Raw genomic sequence first — 17,240 nt, 5'->3', positions numbered from 1 at the left:
GGCTACGTCCTGAACGTACTTGAGCCGTTGGAGATGATCAAGGTTTTGCCCGACCCATGGTCGACATGTGGCCCGAAATGGAAGTTCTGGATCTCCATTAATGGCGCCTTTCCCCCTTGCCGTCACCGGGACGTCGCGGCCCGATGGCGAGGCGCGGCCCGGTGCGGAGGCGCGGCCCGATGCGGGGGCCCGGCCCGGCGCGGGGGCCCGGCCCGGTGCGAGGGCCCGGCCGCACAAGCGGGCGGCAATCCGGGTGCAAGCCGATGTCACTACTGTTCCGGGCATGTCACGACGATGGGTGCCCGGTGCGACCGCGACGACCGCGGTCGCCGCGCTTCTGATCGCGTCCTTCCCGGCGGCCGCGAACGCGGCGGCCCGGGCGGGCACGTCCACCCCGGCGACGACGGTGTCGCCCGCGAAGACGGCTTCACCGGCGAAGGTGTCCAATGCGTTGTTCCGCGCCTGGAACGCGCGCGACCGAGCGGCGGCGGCCCGGGTCGCCACCCCCTCGGCGGTCAGGTCGATCTTCGCCTACGTCTACCGGACCCCCGACGTGTTCGCGGGCTGCGCCGGCAACGCCTGCCGGTTCACGCACACCAGCGTGCGCGTGCCGGGCGGGCACAACGGTCTGCTCCTGGTCGTCTCCGGCTCGAAGGTGACCAGGGTCTACCAGTCGCGGCACGTGACCAAGCCGTCCACCGCCGCCGGGCACCTGTTCAGGGCGTGGCAGAAGGGCGACCGTAACCTCGGCCTCGAAGTGGCGGCCAGACCGGCCGTCAACACGCTCTTCCGCGTGCGGTTCGACCCCAGGGGCGTGCCCTACTTCTTCCAGGGCTGCACCAAGGAGAAGACGGGCTACGGCTGCGCCTACTCCTACGAGGGCGGGGCCATGTTCATGCGGGTCAAGGGCTCGGCCGTGCGCGGTTACGAGGTCCGCTCGATCGACTACATCGCCGACTGACGGGGCTCGCCGGGATCCGCCTCGTATGCCCGGGCGAGGCGGTCCTGGAGCTTGGCGTGGCGGAACTGGTACACCGCTCCCACCTCCCGGAGCAGGCCGACCCGGTGGGCGTCGTCCAGGAAGCGCATCAGCCGCCGCGGCACCTTCCGGCGGGCGTACAGGAGTGAGAGGGCGGCAGCACGGCCAGCGTGGTCTTGCCCGCGCCCGCCTCACCGAGGATCACCAGCCGCCGCCGCGCCAGCTTGCGGAATCGCCGGGCCATCTTGTCCATCCGGTCGGTACGCCCGCTGAACCGGACACCGGCCGGCCGGAGCCAGGCGCGCAGCAACCGGGAGACGTCGGCCCGCTCCCCGCCGTCGACCTCACCGGGTGACCGACACCAGCTGGGCGACGTTGGCGGCGGTCGGCAGGTCACTCCCCCGCAGGGCGAGCCCCATCGCCGCCACCATGAGCGCCAGGCCGCCCATGCCCACCACGACCACGACCACCCGCCAGCGCGAGCCACCCCCTGCCGCCATGCCGCCCCCTCACTCCGCTCGCCTCCATCGGTAGATCGTGCGGAACGGCGCGACTGTGACCCACCGTCTTCTCGCAGGCGGCCCGGCACCACGCACCACACGGAGGCCGGGCACGCCGACCAGGGAGCGGCTGCTCGCGCTTTGCGCGACTTTGCCTGCTATACCGGGTCATAGCCCTCTACCATCTCGCGGATGCGAATGATCGGTACTCTGCTCGTCGCACTTGCCGTGACCGCGGCGGCCTGCGCCCCCTCGAACGGTGGTAAGGCCACCACGCCGACTCATCCGAGCGACGCGCCCACGGTGTCCGCACCCGAGGAGACGCCCGAAGGGGACGATCCCGAGGAGACGCCCACACCGGGGCCGGTCGCCATGCCCACCGGTGACGGCGCCGGCTGGCGGTACGCCTACATCAGCAAGCAGCGGAAGACCGAGCTTACGGATGTCACCGTGGCGGGGCCGAAGGAGGCCTGGGCGGTCGGAAGCTCGGGAACCAAACTGCTGCTGCTGCGCTACGACGGCAGGCGTTGGCGGGAGGTCGATCCTCCGGCGGAGCTGAACGGGGTCCTGCCACCGACGTACCCCCCGGCCTCGGACGAGGGATTGCTTCCGGGCGAGGAATCGCCCCCGAATGCGGAACCGACATGGGGCGACGTACACGTGGCCGCCTCGGCGCCGGACAACGTCTGGCTCCTCGTTCCGAAGGGGCCGCTCCCGGCGGACGGCAACTACTTTGCTTTCCGCTGGAACGGGTCACGCTGGCTAAAGATGCCAACCATGCACCATACCGCGCATGTCGCCGATTTCAAGGTATTCGGCCCCGACGACGCCTGGACTCTCCACGGCTACTACAAGCCCGACGCCATGCACTGGAACGGCCGGTCCTGGCGCAGGACACGGCTCCCCGCGGATGCGCACTCGCTCAGCGGCACGGGCCCTGAGGATGTGTGGGCCGTGGGCGCACGAGATTCCGGACCAGCGGTGACGGGCGCCGAGCTGAACCAGCCCGCCACGATGCACTGGAACGGCCGCTCCTGGCGTCTGATACCCACCCCGACCTACGCGTTCGCCGAGCCGAAGCCTCCGGAAGGGAGCGCCGTACTGTCCTCGGTGGTCGCACTGGCCCGCGACAACGTGTGGGCCGCCGGCAGCCACAGCTACAACCACGGCGAGGGGAGGGACCTTCCTGTCGATCCGCCGCCGATCCTCCTGCACTGGGACGGTGAACGGTGGACCAAGCACACGGCCCCAGGCTGCTGTGGAACAGACCTTGCCGCAGACGGATCCGGCGGGATCCTCCTCTCGACACCAGGAACCTACCCATTCCACACGTCGCGATTGAGCCCCACGGGTCAGTGGGGGGATGTGCCGCGGCCGCCAGCCGCACCAAATTTCCAGTACCTACGAGACATCGATGTGAAGGCGCTGGCCAGCGCGCCGCGCAACGGATCAGCCTGGGCCGTCGGCCGACTGTTCAACCGTAAGTCCCAACGCGCCGTCATCATCGGTTATGGCTGATCATCGTGACTCAGATCGAGCTCGTCAGCCCGACCCGTCACGAGTCCACGCGGGCGCGGGTGGGCGACGAAGCGGCCGAAGCCGCCCTGGTGGTAGAGGAGGGGACGGCCGGGGCGGTACACGGTCGCCTCGGCGACCAGGCCCACCACGAGGATGTGGTCGCCCACGCCGACGGTCTGGTCGGGGAAGCAGACGAGGTGGGCGGACACGTCCTGCAGCAGGGGCGCGCCGAGGGGGCCGCGCGGCGCGAGGCTCTGCCGTATTTCCTACTAAAGCAGTCTTTTTAATCGGTTTTGTGGGGAGTGTGTGGGAGCGGTGATCCGCGGCGTCGGGCTTCGCGTGGGAGGCGTGCTCCTGCTGGCCGGGATGCCCGCGCCCCGGCGCCGCGAGCGCGCCGCCGAGCTGCTGGAGCTGGTCGGGCTCTCCGACTCCGCCGGGCAGCGGCCGTACGAGCTGTCGGGCGGGATGCAGCAGCGGGCGGCCATCGCCCGCGCGCTCGCCCCCGATCCGGCGATCCTGCTGATGGACGAGCCGTTCGCGGCCCTGGACGCGCTCACCCGCGAACGTCTGCAGGAGGAGATCCGCAGGATCTGGCAGGCCACCGGCAAGACCGTGCTGTTCGTCACGCACAGCGTCGACGAGGCCGTCTACCTCGGCACCCGGATCCTCGTCCTCAGCAGGCGGCCCGGCCGGCTCGTCCTCGACCGGGCCTCTGACCTGCCACTGGCCTCTGACCCGCACACCCATCCCGCGTTCACGAGTGTGCGGGAGACCATAGCGGCAGCCGTACGGCGATCCGCGTCCGACGAAGAGGTGACCTGATGCGTTTCCACTGGTTCCTGCCGACGACCGGCGACGGCCACGACGTCCGATCCGCCATCACGACCACCGACAGCTTCCGCCCCGCCGCGCGGGCCGCCACCGTGACGTACCTGACCCAGGTGGCCAGGGCCGCCGAGGAGGCGGGCTTCGAGGCGGCGCTCACGCCGGTCGGGGCCGGCTGCCCCGACCCGTGGATCGTCTGCGCGGCGCTCAGCCAGCACACCGAACGGCTGAAGATGCTGGTCGCCTTCCGGACCGGCTACACCCTGCCCACCCTGCTCGCCCAGCAGGCGCAGGCGTTCCAGCAGGTCTCCGGCGGGCGGTTGCTGCTGAACGTCGTCACCGGTGGCGACCCGGTCGAGCAGCGCTCCTACGGCGACTTCCTGGACCACGACGCCCGCTACGGCAGGACCGACGAGTTCCTCGACGTGCTGCGCCGCACCTGGGCCGGCGAGCCGTACGACCACCGGGGCGAGCACTACCACGTCGAGGCGGGCGGGCTGGCCGAGCCGCTCGACCCGGCGCCCGACGTCTACTTCGGCGGCGCCTCCCCCGCCGCCGAGCAGGTCGCCGCCCGCCGCGCGGACGTGGCGCTCATGTGGGGCGAGCCACCCCAGGCCGTGGCCACGCGCATCGCCCGCCTGCGCGACCTGGCCGCCTCCCTGGGCCGCGCGCCGCGCTTCGGTCTGCGCGTGCACGTCATCGCCCGCGACACCGCCGCCGAGGCCTGGGCCGAGGCCGGCCGCCTGCTCGCCGGCATGGACCCGGCCCGCATCGCCGAGGCGCAGCGCCGCTTCGCCCGCTTCGACTCGGTCGGGCAGCGCCGCATGGTCGACCTGCACGCGGGAGGCACCCGCGACCTGGAGATCCACCCCGGCCTGTGGGCGGGGGTCGGGCTGGTCCGCGAGGGCGCCGGCACCGCCCTGGTCGGCTCGTACGACGAGGTCGCGGCGCTGCTGCGGGAGTACGCGGCGCTGGGCGTGGAGGAGTTCATCCTGTCGGGGTGGCCGCACCTGGAGGAGGCGTACCGGGTCGGCGAGTACGTCCTCCCCCGCCTGCGACGCCTCTCCGTCGCCTGACGGCACATTCGGGCGGCGGCGAACATCGAACACGCGCCCGCCTCGCCCATGCCAAGGCGACGCGGAGCGAGCCCAGGCCGCATCACCGCGCATTTACAGTCTCTCGGGGTGAACGCTTTCGGCATCGACCTGTCGCCGAAGATGGTCGCTGTCGCGCGCCGAAGCCATCCGGATCTGCGGTTCGAAGAGGGATCCATGACCGCGATGGACCTGGCGGTCCGGAACCTTTACGCCGACCCGAAACCAATTCTAATGTGAAGTTCCACTATCAGGAGGGGTGACGTGGGCGTTCTCGCGGGCAAGGTGGCCGTCGTGACCGGGGCGAGCAGGGGGATCGGAGCCGCCATCGCGACCCTGTTCGCCGCCGAAGGAGCCCGGGTGGTGGCCGCCGCCCGGACCCTCGAACCGGGGCAGAGCCGCCTGGAGGGGACGCTGGCCGACACCGTCGCGAAGATCGAGGCCGACGGCGGCACCGCGTTCGCCCAGCCGGCCGACCTGTCGCGGCCGGCGGATCGCCAGGCGCTGATCGAGGCCGCCGAGAGCCGCTACGGGCCGGTGGACGTGCTGGTCAACAACGCGGCCGTCACCTACTTCACCCCGGTGACGGACTTCACCGACCGGCGTTACGAGCTGATGTTCGAGGTGCAGGTGAAGGCGCCGTTCCATCTGTCGCGGCTGGTCGCGCCCGGCATGCGCGAACGGGGCCGGGGGTGGATTCTGAACATCTCCTCGATCGCGGCTCGGCACCCCGACTTCCCGCCGGGCCCGTACGCGGCGCTCGGCGGGACGGTGTACGGCATGTGCAAGGCGGCGCTGGAGAGGTTCACCACCGGGCTCGCCGCCGAGCTCTACGCCGACGGCGTCGCGGTCAACGCCCTGTCACCCAACGGGATCGTCCCGACGCCGGGCACCCTCTTCCACCACCTGACGTCGGTGGACGCCCCGGACAACGAGCCGCCCTCGGTCATGGCGGACGCCGCCCTCGCGCTCTGCCACCGGCCCGCCACCGAGCTCACCGGCCGGATCGCGTACTCGCAGGACCTGCTGGCGGAACTGGCCGACCGGCACTGACCCGCGCGGGTCAGGCGGGCAGGGTCAGGTCGGGCGGGAAGCCGCCGGTCGCGATGGGGCCCCAGCGGTCGATGTGGATGCGGATCAGCGACTTGTCCTGCCGCCGCATGGCGGCACGGTACTCGTCCCAGTCGGGATGCTCCCCGGCGATGGACCGGTAGTAGTCGACCAGCGCGTCGAGGGCGTCAGGCATGTCCAGCACCTCGGCGCGCCCGTCGACCTGGACGTAGGGGCCATCCCAGTCGTCGGACAGCACGCAGATCGAGGCTCGTTCGTCACGCCGGGCGTTGCGCGTCTTGGCCCGCGTCGGATAGGTGGACACCACGATCCGGCCGTGGTCGTCCACGCCGCATGAGACGGGCGAGACCTGGGGCCGCCCGTCCTGGCGGGCGGTGGCCAGCAGGCCCCGGTGCCTGGGGCGCAGGAATTCGAGGAGTTCGGGCAGGTCGACGCGGCGCGCGGTGGCGATCCTGGGAGCCATACCGGCAGCCTTCCACATCCGCTTCGTCCAGCGCCCGCCTGGCGGGCCTCGGACTCACTGAACGGCTCGGCGGGCCGCTCCCCTTCTGCGGATGGTGAGGATGGCGAGGTCGTCGCGCGTCGGCGACTTGGTGAAGTCGGACAGATCTGCGCTCAGGGTCTGGGCGAGCCGCGCGGGCGGGTCCCGGGCCCAGGAGCGCAGTCGCTCCTCCAGCGGATAGAACGCGCCGGCGCGGTCGCGGGCCTCGGTGACGCCGTCGGTGCACAGCAGGACGGTCGCCCGTGCCGGGAAGGCGAACCGCGCGACCCGGCGCGGCTCGGGGGATAGTTCGGCCAGGCCGAGGGGTGGCCCTGGCTCTCCGATGTCCACCTGCCCCGCGTGGCCGTCGTGGATCAGGTAGGGCGCCATGTGCCCGCAGTCGACGACCTCGGCCCACCGCCCCGGCCCGATGCCGAGCACGAGAGCGGTGACGAAGCGCTCGGGCTCGCCGGTGCGCGCGACGGACGTGTTCTGCCTCGCCACGGCGCTCTCCAGCGCGTCGACGACGCCGAGGAGCGTGGGCTCGCGGTGGGCCGCCTCGCGGAACGCGCCGAGGACGACGAACGCGGTCCCGATCGCGGTCAGCCCCTTGCCCTGCACGTCGGCGATCAGCACCCGGGTCCCGTACTCGGAGGCGGCGACCTCGTACATGTCGCCGCCGATCATGGCGTCCTCCTCGACCGGCCGGTAGACGCCGTCCACGACGACGTCCGCGGTGCGCAGCGGCAGCGGGCGCAGGATCTGCCGCTGCAGGGCCGACGCCGCCGAGCGCAGCCGGCGGATCTCCTCGTCGCGCCGGGTGCGGTAGCGGCAGCCGAGCACGCTGAACAGGCCGAACAGGGCGGAGAACCCGGTCGCGAGCAGGTTGCCGAGCAGGTCCCCGCCAAGGTAGGTGACGGACGCGGCCACCACCAGGGCCACCCACACGGAGGCGAAGGCCGTCTGCCCTACGGTGCCGAGGCCGGACACGATCGCCGGCAGGAACACCAGCAGCGGCACCAGCCACGCCGCCGAGGCGGTGATGAGGTCGAGCCCGACCACCACCCCGGTGACGACGACGAGCAGGACCGCGAAGTTCGCCGGCGACATGAGGGGCCGCCACCTGCTCGGCCCCCCGGTCTCCCACACGACTCCTCCTCACCCTCTGGCACTTTTACCCGGGGCCGGTCCATCCCCTACCCGCGAACACGCCCGTTCCGGGCCAAGGACGGCCCATGCCGCAGGATCTGCGCATCCGCCCCACGGATCGCCGGAACCGCAGGTCAGAGCCGTCCCTGTACCCTGAAGGTCAGGACGCTCGCCGGTCGATCCCGGGCGCTGCCGCGGGGGACGGCGGGCACGACTCGCACACGTGCGGGAGGTGGGGCCGATGCGGCTTCACGATGCACGGCTCACCGGGACGATGAGCGCGATCATGCTCGCCGCGGCCCTTGCCGGGTCGCCCGCGGCGATGGCACGCACTCCGGACCTGGGGGAGCACAGACCGTCCCAGCAGGAATGCACCCCGCCGCCGCTGCCCGGCAAGGTGGTGGACGTGACCGTGAGCGACCAGCCGTCGGGCGGCAAGCGGATGACCCTGTCGGTCAAGCCGGACCAGGTTCCCGCGGGGACCGTGTCGCTGCGGGTGTACAACAAGGGCCCCGACCTGGCGCACGAGGCCGTGGTGCTGCCGCTGCCGTCCGGGCAGGCCGCCGGGAAGCGGGCGGTCGACTCCCAGGGGCGGGCCGACGAGACGGGAGCCCTCGGTGAGGCGGCGCGCAACTGCGGCGCCGGCGAGGGTGCGGGCATCGCTCCGGGTTCCGTGGGCTGGACCACGGTGACCCTGCGTCCGGGCCGTTACGAGATCATCTGCAACTTCCCCAGCCACTACGGCGCGGGCATGTTCGCCGAACTCGACGCCACCGGACAGTGACCTACGCGACGTTCCCGAAGGGTGATCAGTGGGTGCGAAACTGGTCAAGTTAGGTTAGCCTTCCCTAAAAGGAGGCAAAGAATTGACCACGCCTTTTCGCATGTTCGGCGTACGGGTGAGCAGGCTGGACCGGCTGAGCCCGTCGTTCCTCCGGGTGACGTTCGCCGGGCCGGACCTGGCCCGGTTCGCCGACAACGGTTACGACCAGCGGATCAAGCTCGTCCTGCCGCTCCCCGAGCACGGCCTGACACACCTGCCCATGGGCTCGGACTGGTTCCAGCGCTGGCGGGAGCTGCCCGAAGAGCTGCGCAATCCGTTCCGCACGTACACCGTCCGGGTGGCCCGCCCGCAGGCGTGTGAGGTGGACGTCGACGTCGTGCTGCACGAGGGCGACGGCCACAGCGGCCCCGTGGCGCGCTGGGCGGCGAACGCCCGGCAGGGCGACCTCGCGGTGTTGTGCGGCCCGAACGCCGACTATCCGGGAGAGCAGGGCGGTCTGGAGTTCCGGCCACTCGCGGAGACGGGCCCCGTCCTGCTGGCCGGAGACGAGACGGCCGTGCCCGCCATCGCCTCCGTGCTCGAACGGCTGCCCGCCGGCTGCACGGGCGAGGCGCTGATGGAGGTGCCCTACGCCGCCGACTCGCTCGACGTCCTGACCTCCAGCCAGGTCAAGGTCACCTGGCTGCCCAGGGACGGCGCCGAGCGCGGGAGCCTGCTCCGGCCCGCCGTGGCCGCCGCCGCCGACCGGCTGCTCCCCCCGCCGCCCGGCCCGGACTCAGGTCAGGAGGGGGGCCGGAACGGGTTCCAGGACGTCGACGTCGACGCGGAGGAGCTCTGGGAGGTACCGCAGGAGGAGCGGCCACCCGGCCCGCTCTACGCCTGGCTGGCCGGCGAGGCGTCGATCATCAGGGCGCTCCGGCGGCACCTGGTCGCCGAGCGGGGCATGGACCGCCGCTCCGTGGCCTTCATGGGGTACTGGCGCCTCGGCCGCGCCGAGCTCTGACCGGCCGTTGACCTCCCCCGCCATGCCCAGGGGGTCCGAGTCGGCCGGCGAAACCGTTCGATCGGGCGAGAGCCCCGTGTTCAAGGAGAGAGCATGGCCCACCCCCCGCGACGCCGCCTCATGGCCATGGGCGTCGCCGCCCTCATCGGCGTCGCCGCCTGTGGCGGCACGTCCGCGCCGCCGGCCGCCGCTCCGTCCGCCACGGCCCAGCAGAGCGCCTGGACCTGGACCGACGACCGTGGCAAGAACGTCTCCACGCCGCAGCGGCCGCAGCGCGTGGTGGCGCAGTCGGGAGCGGCGGCCGCGCTCTGGGACTTCGGCGTGCGGCCCGTCGCGGTGTTCGGCCCGCACAAGCTCAAGGACGGCGGCCGCGATCCGGAGGTGGGCGAGGTCGACATCGCCACGGTCGAGTCGATCGGCAACGTCTGGGGCGAGTTCAACGTCGAGAAGTACGCCTCGCTCCAGCCTGACCTGCTGGTCGCGGGCATGTACCAGCGCGACACCCTGTGGTACGTGCCCGAGGAGTCGGCCGCGGCGATCGACCAGATCGCTCCGTCGGTGGGGGTGCAGCTCAGCGGCAAGCCCCTCGTACAGATCATCGAGCGTTACGGCGAGCTGGCCGCCGCGCTGGGCGCCGACCCGCGGGCCGCGCCCGTGACCGAGGCCAAGGCCCGGTTCGAGGCGGCCGGCGCCGCGCTCAGGACGCTCGGCGCGGCCAAACCCGACCTCAAGATCATGGTCGTCACCGGCACCCCCGAGTCCCTTTACGTCGCCTACCTGCCCGACCACCCCGATCTCTCCTACTTCGGCGAGCTGGGGCTGAACATGGTCTCCCCGGCCAAGCCCACCGAGAGCGAGGGCGGCTTCTGGGAGGTGCTGAGCTGGGAGAACGCCGACAAGTACGCGGCCGACGTCATCCTGGTCGACGCGCGCGCCCAGTCGATGAAACCCGCGGAGATGGCCGCGAAGCCGACCTGGGCCAAGCTTCCCGCGGTCAAGGCCGGCCAGGTGTATCCGTGGCACGCGGCCGAGAGGTACAGCCACCTCGGCTACGCCAAGGTCATGGAGGAGCTCAAGGGCCACCTGGAGAAGGCGCGCGACGACGTCGTCAACTGAGCCGCGCCGCCCGAGCGCCCGCGGCCCGAGCGCCCGGCCGGCCGTACCCGCCCCCGGGCACGGCCGGCCCCGGGATCAGCCCGTGACCACGCCCTTCACGTCCATCAGCCCGCGACCACGCTCTTCACGTCCAGCGGGTCCTTGAGGTAGCCGTAGTCGCGCATGAGGTCGGCCACCCGCTGCAGCCTTCTCTCGTCCATCACTTTTCCGGTGGCCATCACGGGAGGGTAGACGCCGAGCCTGGTCTGCGCGGCGCTGTCGGCGTCGATCTTGAGGTAGGTCGGCAGCACCGCCTCGACCTCGGCGCGGTCGCCGGCGGCACGCTGCCCCGCCGCGATCCCGCGTTGGAAGGCGGCCAGCGTGGCGGGGTTGGCGGCCCTCCATGTGCCGGCGGCCACCCAGCCGCCGACCGGCAGGTCGGCCAGGTCCCCGGTCATGGGGTCGGCGAGCCGGCGCAGCGAGCCGCTCCGCTGGCCGGAGGTGCCCCAGGGCTCGGGCAGCCAGGCGGCGTCGACCTCGCCTGCGGCGAGCCGGCGCTCCATCTCCGGGAAGGGAACCTCGATGAATTTGACGTCTTTCTTCGTCAGACCCGCGCCCTTGAGTGTGGCCTCACTGGCGAGCATGCCGATGCTCAACAGGTTGTTGACCGCGATCGACTTGCCCTTGAGCCCGGCCACGGTCCCGACCCGCGAATCGGCCTTGACCATCAGGCCGAAGGCGCCAGGCGCCGCCTGGTACAGGTCCGCGATCACCTTGACGTCCTCATCGTGCCGCTGGACCAGGAGGGCCGTGACGTAGTCGGCCTGAGTGAGGTCCAGCGCGGCACTCTTGAGTTGAGGTATCGCCGCGGCGCCGCCCGTGATCATGGTCGCCTTGACCGTCAGTCCCTCCCGCTCGAAGTAGCCCTTGGCCATGGCCAGATAGAGAGGCGCCGAGTCGGCGCTCGGCACGACCCCCACCGTGATGACGCTCTTCTCAAGCGGAACCTTCTTCGGCGAGGGCTCCGCCGGGCCGCTACAGGCGACCGTCATCACGGACAGGACGATGGCGGCGGCAATTCCCCGGCCACGAGTCACGCGTGTCATCGGACTGGCTCCCCACGTAAGGCGATCATGGCGGCGAAGCGTAGCCGCCAGCGATCACGCCCGAGAATGGAACGCCTTTATTGATGAAATTTCGCGACTTCAGCCGAAATTAAAGCTTTTATCGGAATTGTCCGCTACCAGGCGACTTCCAGCGAGGCCAGGCCGTACACGATGTTGAACGAGCGGAACCGCGCCTCGGGACCGGCCAGGCGGAGCCCCGGGAAACGCCGCAGCAGCGCCGGGAAGGCGATCCGCATCTCCATCCGCGCCAGTGGCGCCCCCAGGCAGTGATGCACGCCGTGACCGAAGGCCACGTGGCCCGGCTCGCCCCGGGTGATGTCCAGCCGGTCGGCGTCGGGCAGCAGCGCCGGATCGCGGTTGGCGGCGGGCAGCGCGCACGCCACCAGCTCCCCCGCCCCGATGGTCTGGCCGGACAGCTCGACCTCCGTGGTGGTCACCTTGAAGGTGCCGGAGTGGACGATGCTGAGCCAGCGCAGCAGCTCCTCCACCGCGGCGTCGATCCGTTCGGGCTCCTTGCGCAGCAGCTCAAGCTGGTCAGGGTGGCGCAGCAGGGCCAGCGTGCCGAGCGAGAGCATGTTGGACGTGGTCTCGTGCCCCGCCAGCAGCAGCAGGGCGCCGATGCCGATCAGCTCGTTCGCCGTCAGCTCGTCGCCGTGCTCGCGCACCAGCATGCCGAGGAGTTCCTCGCCGGGCTCGGCCCGGTTGCGGGCGACCAGCCCGGCCATGTAGGCGCGTGACTCCATCTGCAGCGCCATCCGCTCCTGGATCGGCACCGACATGTCGAGCATCCGGGTCGTGCGGTGCTGAAACCCGTCCCGGTCCTCGTACGGCACGCCCAGCAGCTCGCAGATGACCAGCGACGGGATCGGCAGCGCGAACGACGGGACCAGGTCGGCGGGCGAGCCGGCGCTCTCCATCGCGTCCAGGTGCTCCTCGACGATGCTCGTGATGCGCGGCTCCAGCCGGCGCATCCGGCGGATCGTGAACTCCGGTGTCAGCATCCGGCGCAACCGGGTGTGCTCGGGAGGGTCGACGCCGAGCAGGTTGCCCGCCCGCAGCACGGCGAGCTCCTCGTCGCTCAGCTTCGGCGCTCCGGGCAGCTCCGCGATGCCCCTCTGGGCCAGTTTGAAGCGCTCCGCGTCGCCCAGCACCTCGCGCACGTCGGCGTGGCGGGTCACCAGCCAGGCATCGATGCCGAACGGCGTGCGGACGCGGGCGATGCCCTCCTTGTCGCGCAACGCCCCCAGCTCCGGAGCCGGGTCGAACTCACTACGCCGCATGTAGAGCGGCAACGTCTCGGACTCGCTCATGTAGCCCCCAGGATCGGCTCGTCGTCCCGGCCCCGGAATCGGGGCGGGGCCTTCTCCGCTCTGATCTCTCAGGCTCCACTCTGGCCGCTGCGCCCGAAGTCCGCCAGGGGGCGCCACGAGGCGGTCCGGGCTCCCGCGCGCCGATCTCGCGGGTCAGGCCGGGCAGGGTGACGAGCAGGTGAGCCACTGCCACGGGCCTGATGACCGGATCACTCAGGTGAACTTCCCGGTGACGGCGACCTGACGCGCCGGGTTGACAGGCGTGCCGGGCTGGTCTTCTCTGCAACGAGACGCACGACGTGGGGGCGCGTGCCGGTGCCGAGAGGGAGCATGGCATGCCCACAGCCCGCACACCCCGCACTGTCCGATCGTTCCGGCGGTTCGCCCTCGCCCTGGCCGTCGTGGCGTCGCTGGTCACGGTCCCCGCCGTTCCGGCGGCGGCCGGTGGCCCGGCTCCCGGGGGCCCCGGAGCGGCCTCGCACTTCGGCCTGGCGCGCAAGGACTGCGTGGGCACGGCGACCGGCAGGGCGTCCAAGGTCTGGTACACCGTGGCCGGCGGCGTCCTGTCCGACGTGTACGAGCCCACCATCGACAACACCAACGTCGAGACCATGCAGTTCGTCGTCACCGACGGCCGCACGTTCACCGAGTTGCAGGCCCGCGACACCACCTACCAGGTGGCCACCGACCGCTCCGGCATGACCTGCACGATCACCTCCTCCAGCAGGACCGGCCGCTACCGGCTGACCACCACCTACGTCACCGACCCGGCCGGCGACGCGGTGGTGGTCCGCACCCGGCTCCAGCCGGCCGGACTGCGGCTGTACGTGCGGCTGGACGCGAGCGTGAACGGCAACGGAGGCGGCGGCCCGGCCAACGGCGGCGCCGACAGCGGCGTGGTCGACGGGCGCACCGGCGCCCCGGTGATCTCCGACGCGAACACCGAGACCTCGGCGCCCGCCCGCGACTACGCGGTGCCGACCCACCTGGCGCTGCGCGCGGAGCGGCGGCTGCCGGAGGCGAGCGTCGGCTACGCGGGCACGCCGAGCGACGGCGCCGTGCGGCTGGACGCCGACCGCGCGCTCGCTCCCTACACCTCGGCGCCCGGCGGCAACGTGGTGGCCACCGCCCGGCTGCCGATCGACGCCCGGGGCGAGGCGACGTTCGCGCTCGGCTTCGGCCGCACCGCCGCCGACGCGCTGCGGACCGCCGGCGACGCCGCCGCCCGCCCGTTCGAGGCCACCCGGGGCCGGTACGAGGCGGGCTGGGCGGCGTACGACGCCGGGCTGCGCAGGCCGCCCGCCGCGCTCGCCGGCCGTTACCGGCTCTCGGCCAACGTGCTGAAGGCCAGCGAGGACAAGACGTTCCCCGGAGCCGTCGTCGCCTCGCTCGCCAGCCCATGGGGCCAGGCGGTCGGCGCGGGCACCGAGGCCGGCGGCAAGGCCGTCTACTTCGGCTCCTACCGCGAGATCTTCGCCCGCGACCTGTACCAGGCCTTCACCGGTTTCCTGGCCGCCGGGGACCTGGAGACCGCCCGGGCCACGGTCCGGTTCCTGCTGGAGCGCCAGCAGCTGCCCGACGGCCGGCTGCCCCGCAACTCGCTGCTCAACGGCCGGCTCGCGCCCGACTCGGGCGGCGACCAGCTCGACGAGACCGCCTATCCGCTTCTGATGGCCTACCAGGCCGGACTGGCCGGCGACGCCGGGCTCTGGGAGAGCGTGCGCGCCGCCGCCGACTTCCTGGTGGCGCACGGCCCCGAGTTCGGCGTCGAACGCTGGGAGGAGCAGTCGGGCTACTCGCCCTCCACGATCGCCGCCGAGATCGCCGGGCTCGTCGCGGCCGGGGAGATCGCGGACCGGCAGGGCGACCCGGGCCGGGCCAGGCTCTACCGGGCCACCGCCGACCACTTCGCCCGCTCGGTCAAGACATGGACGGTCACCACCACCGGCCCGTACGGCCCTCGCTACTTCCTGCGCCTGTCACGCGCGGGCGACCCCGACGCGGCCGTGTCGTACAACCTGGGCAACGGAGCTCCGGCCGAGGACCAGCGACGGGTGGTCGACGCGGGCTTCCTGGAGCTCACCCGGCTCGGCGTGCTGCCGCCCACCGACCCGGACGTGCTCGCCAGTCTGGCGGTCGTGGACCGCGTGATCCGGCGCACGACGCCGAACGGGCCCGGCTGGTACCGGTACGGCTCCGACACCGCCGGCACCGAGGACGGCTACGGCGACTGTCACGAGCCCGACCCCACCTCCTGTGCGCCGTCGGGCGCTCCCTGGCCCACCACCAACACCGGCTCCGGCCACCTGTGGCCCGTCCTGTCCGGCGAGCGGGCCGAGCACGCCCTGCAGACCGGCGACACCGGCACGGCCACGTCGCTGCTGACGGCGATGCACGCGATGTCGTCGGGCACCGGCCTGATCCCGGAGCAGGCGTGGGAGAACCCCGGCCTGCCCGCCTCCCCCTACGGCAGCGACCCGGCCACCGCCTCGATCGGGCTGCGCACCGGTGAGCCGGCCGGCTCGGCGTCGCCTCTCACCTGGGCGCAGGCGCAGGAGCTGCGGCTGATCCTGTCACTCGGCGCCGGTCGCCCGGTCGAGCAGCCCGACGTCGTCCGCCGCCGCTACGCCGACCACGGCATGCCGTCCGCCGCTGCGCTCACCGTCACCGCCCCGGTCGACGGCGCCGCGGTCGCCGGCGCGTCGGTCACGGTCCAGGGCACCACCACACCCGGCGCGCGGGTCGACATCGCGGCGGCCCCAGTCGACACCGGCGCGCCCGCCCGGGTCGTCTCGGTGCGGGCCGGGGCCGGCGGCGGCTTCACCGCCGAGGCGCCGGTCTCGTTCGGCGAGGTCGTGCTCACCGTGACGGCGACCGCCGGCGGGCGCACCGCCTATGACCAGCGGACGGTCGTCGGCGACATCGTCGGCGCCACGACCGTGCTGGACGTCGCCGACCCCGGCGGCGACGACGACGGCCCCGGCACCTACGCCTATCCGACGGCCACCGACTTCCGCCCGGGCGCCTTCGACCTGCGCCGGTTCCAGGTCATCACCGACGCGTCCACCGTCTACCTGCGGGCCGAGGTCCGCGACCTCACTCCCACGTTCGGCAACCAGATGGGCGCCCAGTTGCTCGACGTGTACGCCCAGGATCCGGCCGTGGCCGCCCGGTCCACGGCTCCGGCGTTCCCGCAGCGCAACCACCGCATCGCCGAGCAGGACGCCTGGACGCAGCGGGTCGAGGCGCAGGGCTTCGCCGCCCCGGCCTGGGTGACCGCCGCCGGGGACGCCCAGGCCGGCGCCGCCGTACGCTCCTCCGGGACCACCCGCACGATCACCGTCGCGCTGCCCAGGGCCACGTTCGGCACGCCCGGGCCGGGCTGGCGGTTCGCGGTGGTGCTCACCGGCCAGGACGGGTTCAGCGCCGACCAGGCCAGGGGCTTCGGCGCCACGCCCGAGCCGTACCGGTTCGGCGTCTGCGCGCCCGGCGGCACCGCGCCGCTGTGCTCGTACGATCCGGGCGCCGTGCCCAAGGCGCTCGACGTCATCACCCCGCCCGGACAGTCACAGGCCGACCTGCTGAACCCCCTGCTCGGCCCGGTCACCCTGCGGGCCGTCACCGTCCCCTGACCGTTCTCTCCGACAGCCCTTGACCGTGCTCCGATGGGGCGGACAATGGAGGGCGCTCCACCGTCACCGCGCGAACCGACAACGCCGACCGAGCGAGGCGAGTCACATGGCGCCACTCGCACGACTGGGGAGACTCTCCGGGCTGATCCTCCTGATGGCCGCCGTGGTGGTGGCCGCCGGAGGCTGCGTCATCAAGAAGAACCAGCAGTTCGAGGTGGACTACACGGTGCGCCGGGTGCGCATTTACATCTTCGAGAAGCCGACGTACCAGATCGCCTGGCAGTTGCGTGACTACTGCAGCGCCCAGAACGGCGGCAACCGCGAGCGCACCGGCCGGTGCATGCTGAAATTCCTGCGCGAACAGATCGACCTCAACGACAGCGGCGTCATCGGGGAGATCTCCGAGCGGACGGCCGAGACCGAGTGGAACCTGTTCACCCGGGGCGGCTTGTGGAAGGACATCATGTCCGCGACGGACGACGTGCGCCGCGCCGGCACGGGCACGGACTCGCGCGGTCAGAAGTACGCGCGGCGCTGCCTGACCGGTGACCGGCACGTCTTCCGGTCCGCCAACTGGACCTACCGGGCAGGCGGCGACAGCCACTGCAAGCGGGGCACGTACGGCGCCCGGTGACGCGATCGGCCTGAGCGACCGCGTGGTCTTCCGACCCA

At 72.3% G+C, this 17,240-nt stretch carries 19 protein-coding genes; 11 read left to right on the top strand and 8 right to left on the bottom strand.

Annotated elements, in window-relative coordinates; all coding sequences use genetic code 11:
• Positions 1-283: 283 nt before the first annotated feature.
• On the top strand, positions 284-961 hold the full coding sequence (locus tag AB0I38_RS15710) for a hypothetical protein (RefSeq protein ID WP_358467408.1): 678 nt from the start codon (positions 284-286) through the stop codon (positions 959-961).
• On the opposite strand, the gene AB0I38_RS15705 is transcribed toward AB0I38_RS15710, so the two are convergent.
• From AB0I38_RS15705 to AB0I38_RS15695, 3 genes are read right to left on the bottom strand one after another with little or no spacing between them, the layout of a single operon-like run.
• Entirely contained in the window at positions 946-1,089 is a 144-nt protein-coding gene (locus AB0I38_RS15705; RefSeq protein WP_358467406.1) for a hypothetical protein, read from the bottom strand. The genes AB0I38_RS15710 and AB0I38_RS15705 overlap by 16 nt on opposite strands.
• On the bottom strand, positions 1,089-1,289 hold the full coding sequence (locus AB0I38_RS15700) for a hypothetical protein (protein ID WP_358467404.1): 201 nt from the start codon (positions 1,287-1,289) through the stop codon (positions 1,089-1,091). The genes AB0I38_RS15705 and AB0I38_RS15700 overlap by 1 nt, the downstream gene beginning before the upstream one ends.
• A 34-nt stretch (positions 1,290-1,323) precedes the next feature.
• The gene (locus AB0I38_RS15695) at positions 1,324-1,479 is read right to left on the bottom strand and encodes a hypothetical protein (protein WP_358467402.1); all 156 of its coding nucleotides are present in this window, start codon (positions 1,477-1,479) and stop codon (positions 1,324-1,326) included.
• Between the two features lie 192 nt (positions 1,480-1,671).
• Between AB0I38_RS15695 and AB0I38_RS15690 the strand changes: the two genes are divergently transcribed.
• Entirely contained in the window at positions 1,672-2,997 is a 1,326-nt protein-coding gene (locus AB0I38_RS15690; protein WP_358467400.1) for a hypothetical protein, read from the top strand.
• Here AB0I38_RS15690 and AB0I38_RS15685 read toward each other — a convergent pair.
• Positions 2,988-3,206, bottom strand: a complete 219-nt coding sequence (locus tag AB0I38_RS15685; RefSeq protein ID WP_358467398.1) for a flavin reductase family protein — start codon at positions 3,204-3,206, stop codon at positions 2,988-2,990. The genes AB0I38_RS15690 and AB0I38_RS15685 overlap by 10 nt on opposite strands.
• Before the next feature lie 97 nt (positions 3,207-3,303).
• Between AB0I38_RS15685 and AB0I38_RS15680 the strand changes: the two genes are divergently transcribed.
• Genes AB0I38_RS15680 through AB0I38_RS15665 form a run of 4 tightly spaced genes read left to right on the top strand, consistent with a single transcriptional unit; the run spans position 3,304 to position 5,969 of the window.
• Entirely contained in the window at positions 3,304-3,819 is a 516-nt protein-coding gene (locus tag AB0I38_RS15680) for an ABC transporter ATP-binding protein (protein WP_436838747.1), read from the top strand.
• Complete coding sequence (locus AB0I38_RS15675; RefSeq protein WP_358467396.1) at positions 3,819-4,898, top strand: LLM class flavin-dependent oxidoreductase; 1,080 nt, start codon at positions 3,819-3,821, stop codon at positions 4,896-4,898. Before AB0I38_RS15680 ends, AB0I38_RS15675 begins: the two co-directional genes overlap by 1 nt.
• 48 nt (positions 4,899-4,946) lie before the next feature.
• Positions 4,947-5,156, top strand: coding sequence for a class I SAM-dependent methyltransferase (locus tag AB0I38_RS15670; RefSeq protein WP_436838746.1), 210 nt, complete (start codon positions 4,947-4,949; stop codon positions 5,154-5,156).
• A 24-nt stretch (positions 5,157-5,180) separates the two neighbouring features.
• On the top strand, positions 5,181-5,969 hold the full coding sequence (locus AB0I38_RS15665) for an SDR family NAD(P)-dependent oxidoreductase (protein WP_358467394.1): 789 nt from the start codon (positions 5,181-5,183) through the stop codon (positions 5,967-5,969).
• A gap of 10 nt (positions 5,970-5,979) precedes the next feature.
• Here AB0I38_RS15665 and AB0I38_RS15660 read toward each other — a convergent pair whose 3' ends face one another.
• Positions 5,980-6,450, bottom strand: coding sequence for a PPOX class F420-dependent oxidoreductase (locus AB0I38_RS15660; RefSeq protein WP_358467392.1), 471 nt, complete (start codon positions 6,448-6,450; stop codon positions 5,980-5,982).
• Positions 6,451-6,504: 54 nt separating this feature from the next.
• A complete protein-coding gene (locus AB0I38_RS15655; RefSeq protein ID WP_358467390.1) occupies positions 6,505-7,617 on the bottom strand; it encodes a PP2C family protein-serine/threonine phosphatase in 1,113 nt (370 codons plus the stop codon).
• A 241-nt stretch (positions 7,618-7,858) separates the two neighbouring features.
• Here AB0I38_RS15655 and AB0I38_RS15650 point away from each other — a divergent pair, with 241 nt between their 5' ends.
• The 3 genes from AB0I38_RS15650 to AB0I38_RS15640 all read left to right on the top strand — a co-directional run bounded on the left by AB0I38_RS15650 (position 7,859) and on the right by AB0I38_RS15640 (position 10,520).
• Entirely contained in the window at positions 7,859-8,401 is a 543-nt protein-coding gene (locus tag AB0I38_RS15650) for a hypothetical protein (protein ID WP_358467388.1), read from the top strand.
• A gap of 82 nt (positions 8,402-8,483) precedes the next feature.
• The gene (locus AB0I38_RS15645) at positions 8,484-9,404 is read left to right on the top strand and encodes a siderophore-interacting protein (protein ID WP_358467386.1); all 921 of its coding nucleotides are present in this window, start codon (positions 8,484-8,486) and stop codon (positions 9,402-9,404) included.
• A gap of 93 nt (positions 9,405-9,497) precedes the next feature.
• A complete protein-coding gene (locus tag AB0I38_RS15640) occupies positions 9,498-10,520 on the top strand; it encodes an ABC transporter substrate-binding protein (protein ID WP_358467384.1) in 1,023 nt (340 codons plus the stop codon).
• Between the two features lie 104 nt (positions 10,521-10,624).
• On the opposite strand, the gene AB0I38_RS15635 is transcribed toward AB0I38_RS15640, so the two are convergent.
• Both AB0I38_RS15635 and AB0I38_RS15630 read right to left on the bottom strand, forming a co-directional pair.
• On the bottom strand, positions 10,625-11,605 hold the full coding sequence (locus tag AB0I38_RS15635) for an ABC transporter substrate-binding protein (protein ID WP_358467382.1): 981 nt from the start codon (positions 11,603-11,605) through the stop codon (positions 10,625-10,627).
• 134 nt (positions 11,606-11,739) lie between these two features.
• A complete protein-coding gene (locus AB0I38_RS15630) occupies positions 11,740-12,936 on the bottom strand; it encodes a cytochrome P450 (protein WP_358467379.1) in 1,197 nt (398 codons plus the stop codon).
• A gap of 335 nt (positions 12,937-13,271) precedes the next feature.
• Here AB0I38_RS15630 and AB0I38_RS15625 point away from each other — a divergent pair, with 335 nt between their 5' ends.
• The gene (locus tag AB0I38_RS15625; RefSeq protein WP_358467377.1) at positions 13,272-16,568 is read left to right on the top strand and encodes a glucodextranase DOMON-like domain-containing protein; all 3,297 of its coding nucleotides are present in this window, start codon (positions 13,272-13,274) and stop codon (positions 16,566-16,568) included.
• 106 nt (positions 16,569-16,674) lie between these two features.
• Entirely contained in the window at positions 16,675-17,202 is a 528-nt protein-coding gene (locus AB0I38_RS15620) for a hypothetical protein (protein WP_358467375.1), read from the top strand.
• Positions 17,203-17,240 lie beyond the last annotated feature (38 nt).

This window comes from Nonomuraea cavernae (genome assembly GCF_040655715.1).
Classification (GTDB): Bacteria; Actinomycetota; Actinomycetes; order Streptosporangiales; family Streptosporangiaceae; genus Nonomuraea; species Nonomuraea cavernae_A.
Note: the sequence above shows the minus strand (reverse complement) of the source record. Positions and strands in the feature narration are given on the sequence as shown.

What these genes read in the sequence shown, in the direction of transcription:
- AB0I38_RS15710 (WP_358467408.1), top strand. Translation starts at nt 284, where the DNA reads ATGTCACGACGATGGGTGCCCGGTGCGACCGCGACGACCGCGGTCGCC.
- AB0I38_RS15705 (WP_358467406.1), bottom strand. Translation starts at nt 1,089, where the DNA reads ATGCGCTTCCTGGACGACGCCCACCGGGTCGGCCTGCTCCGGGAGGTG.
- AB0I38_RS15695 (WP_358467402.1), bottom strand. Translation starts at nt 1,479, where the DNA reads ATGGCGGCAGGGGGTGGCTCGCGCTGGCGGGTGGTCGTGGTCGTGGTG.
- AB0I38_RS15690 (WP_358467400.1), top strand. Translation starts at nt 1,672, where the DNA reads ATGCGAATGATCGGTACTCTGCTCGTCGCACTTGCCGTGACCGCGGCG.
- AB0I38_RS15675 (WP_358467396.1), top strand. Translation starts at nt 3,819, where the DNA reads ATGCGTTTCCACTGGTTCCTGCCGACGACCGGCGACGGCCACGACGTC.
- AB0I38_RS15670 (WP_436838746.1), top strand. Translation starts at nt 4,947, where the DNA reads ATGCCAAGGCGACGCGGAGCGAGCCCAGGCCGCATCACCGCGCATTTA.
- AB0I38_RS15660 (WP_358467392.1), bottom strand. Translation starts at nt 6,450, where the DNA reads ATGGCTCCCAGGATCGCCACCGCGCGCCGCGTCGACCTGCCCGAACTC.
- AB0I38_RS15650 (WP_358467388.1), top strand. Translation starts at nt 7,859, where the DNA reads ATGCGGCTTCACGATGCACGGCTCACCGGGACGATGAGCGCGATCATG.
- AB0I38_RS15640 (WP_358467384.1), top strand. Translation starts at nt 9,498, where the DNA reads ATGGCCCACCCCCCGCGACGCCGCCTCATGGCCATGGGCGTCGCCGCC.
- AB0I38_RS15635 (WP_358467382.1), bottom strand. Translation starts at nt 11,605, where the DNA reads ATGACACGCGTGACTCGTGGCCGGGGAATTGCCGCCGCCATCGTCCTG.
- AB0I38_RS15630 (WP_358467379.1), bottom strand. Translation starts at nt 12,936, where the DNA reads ATGAGCGAGTCCGAGACGTTGCCGCTCTACATGCGGCGTAGTGAGTTC.
- AB0I38_RS15625 (WP_358467377.1), top strand. Translation starts at nt 13,272, where the DNA reads ATGCCCACAGCCCGCACACCCCGCACTGTCCGATCGTTCCGGCGGTTC.
- AB0I38_RS15620 (WP_358467375.1), top strand. Translation starts at nt 16,675, where the DNA reads ATGGCGCCACTCGCACGACTGGGGAGACTCTCCGGGCTGATCCTCCTG.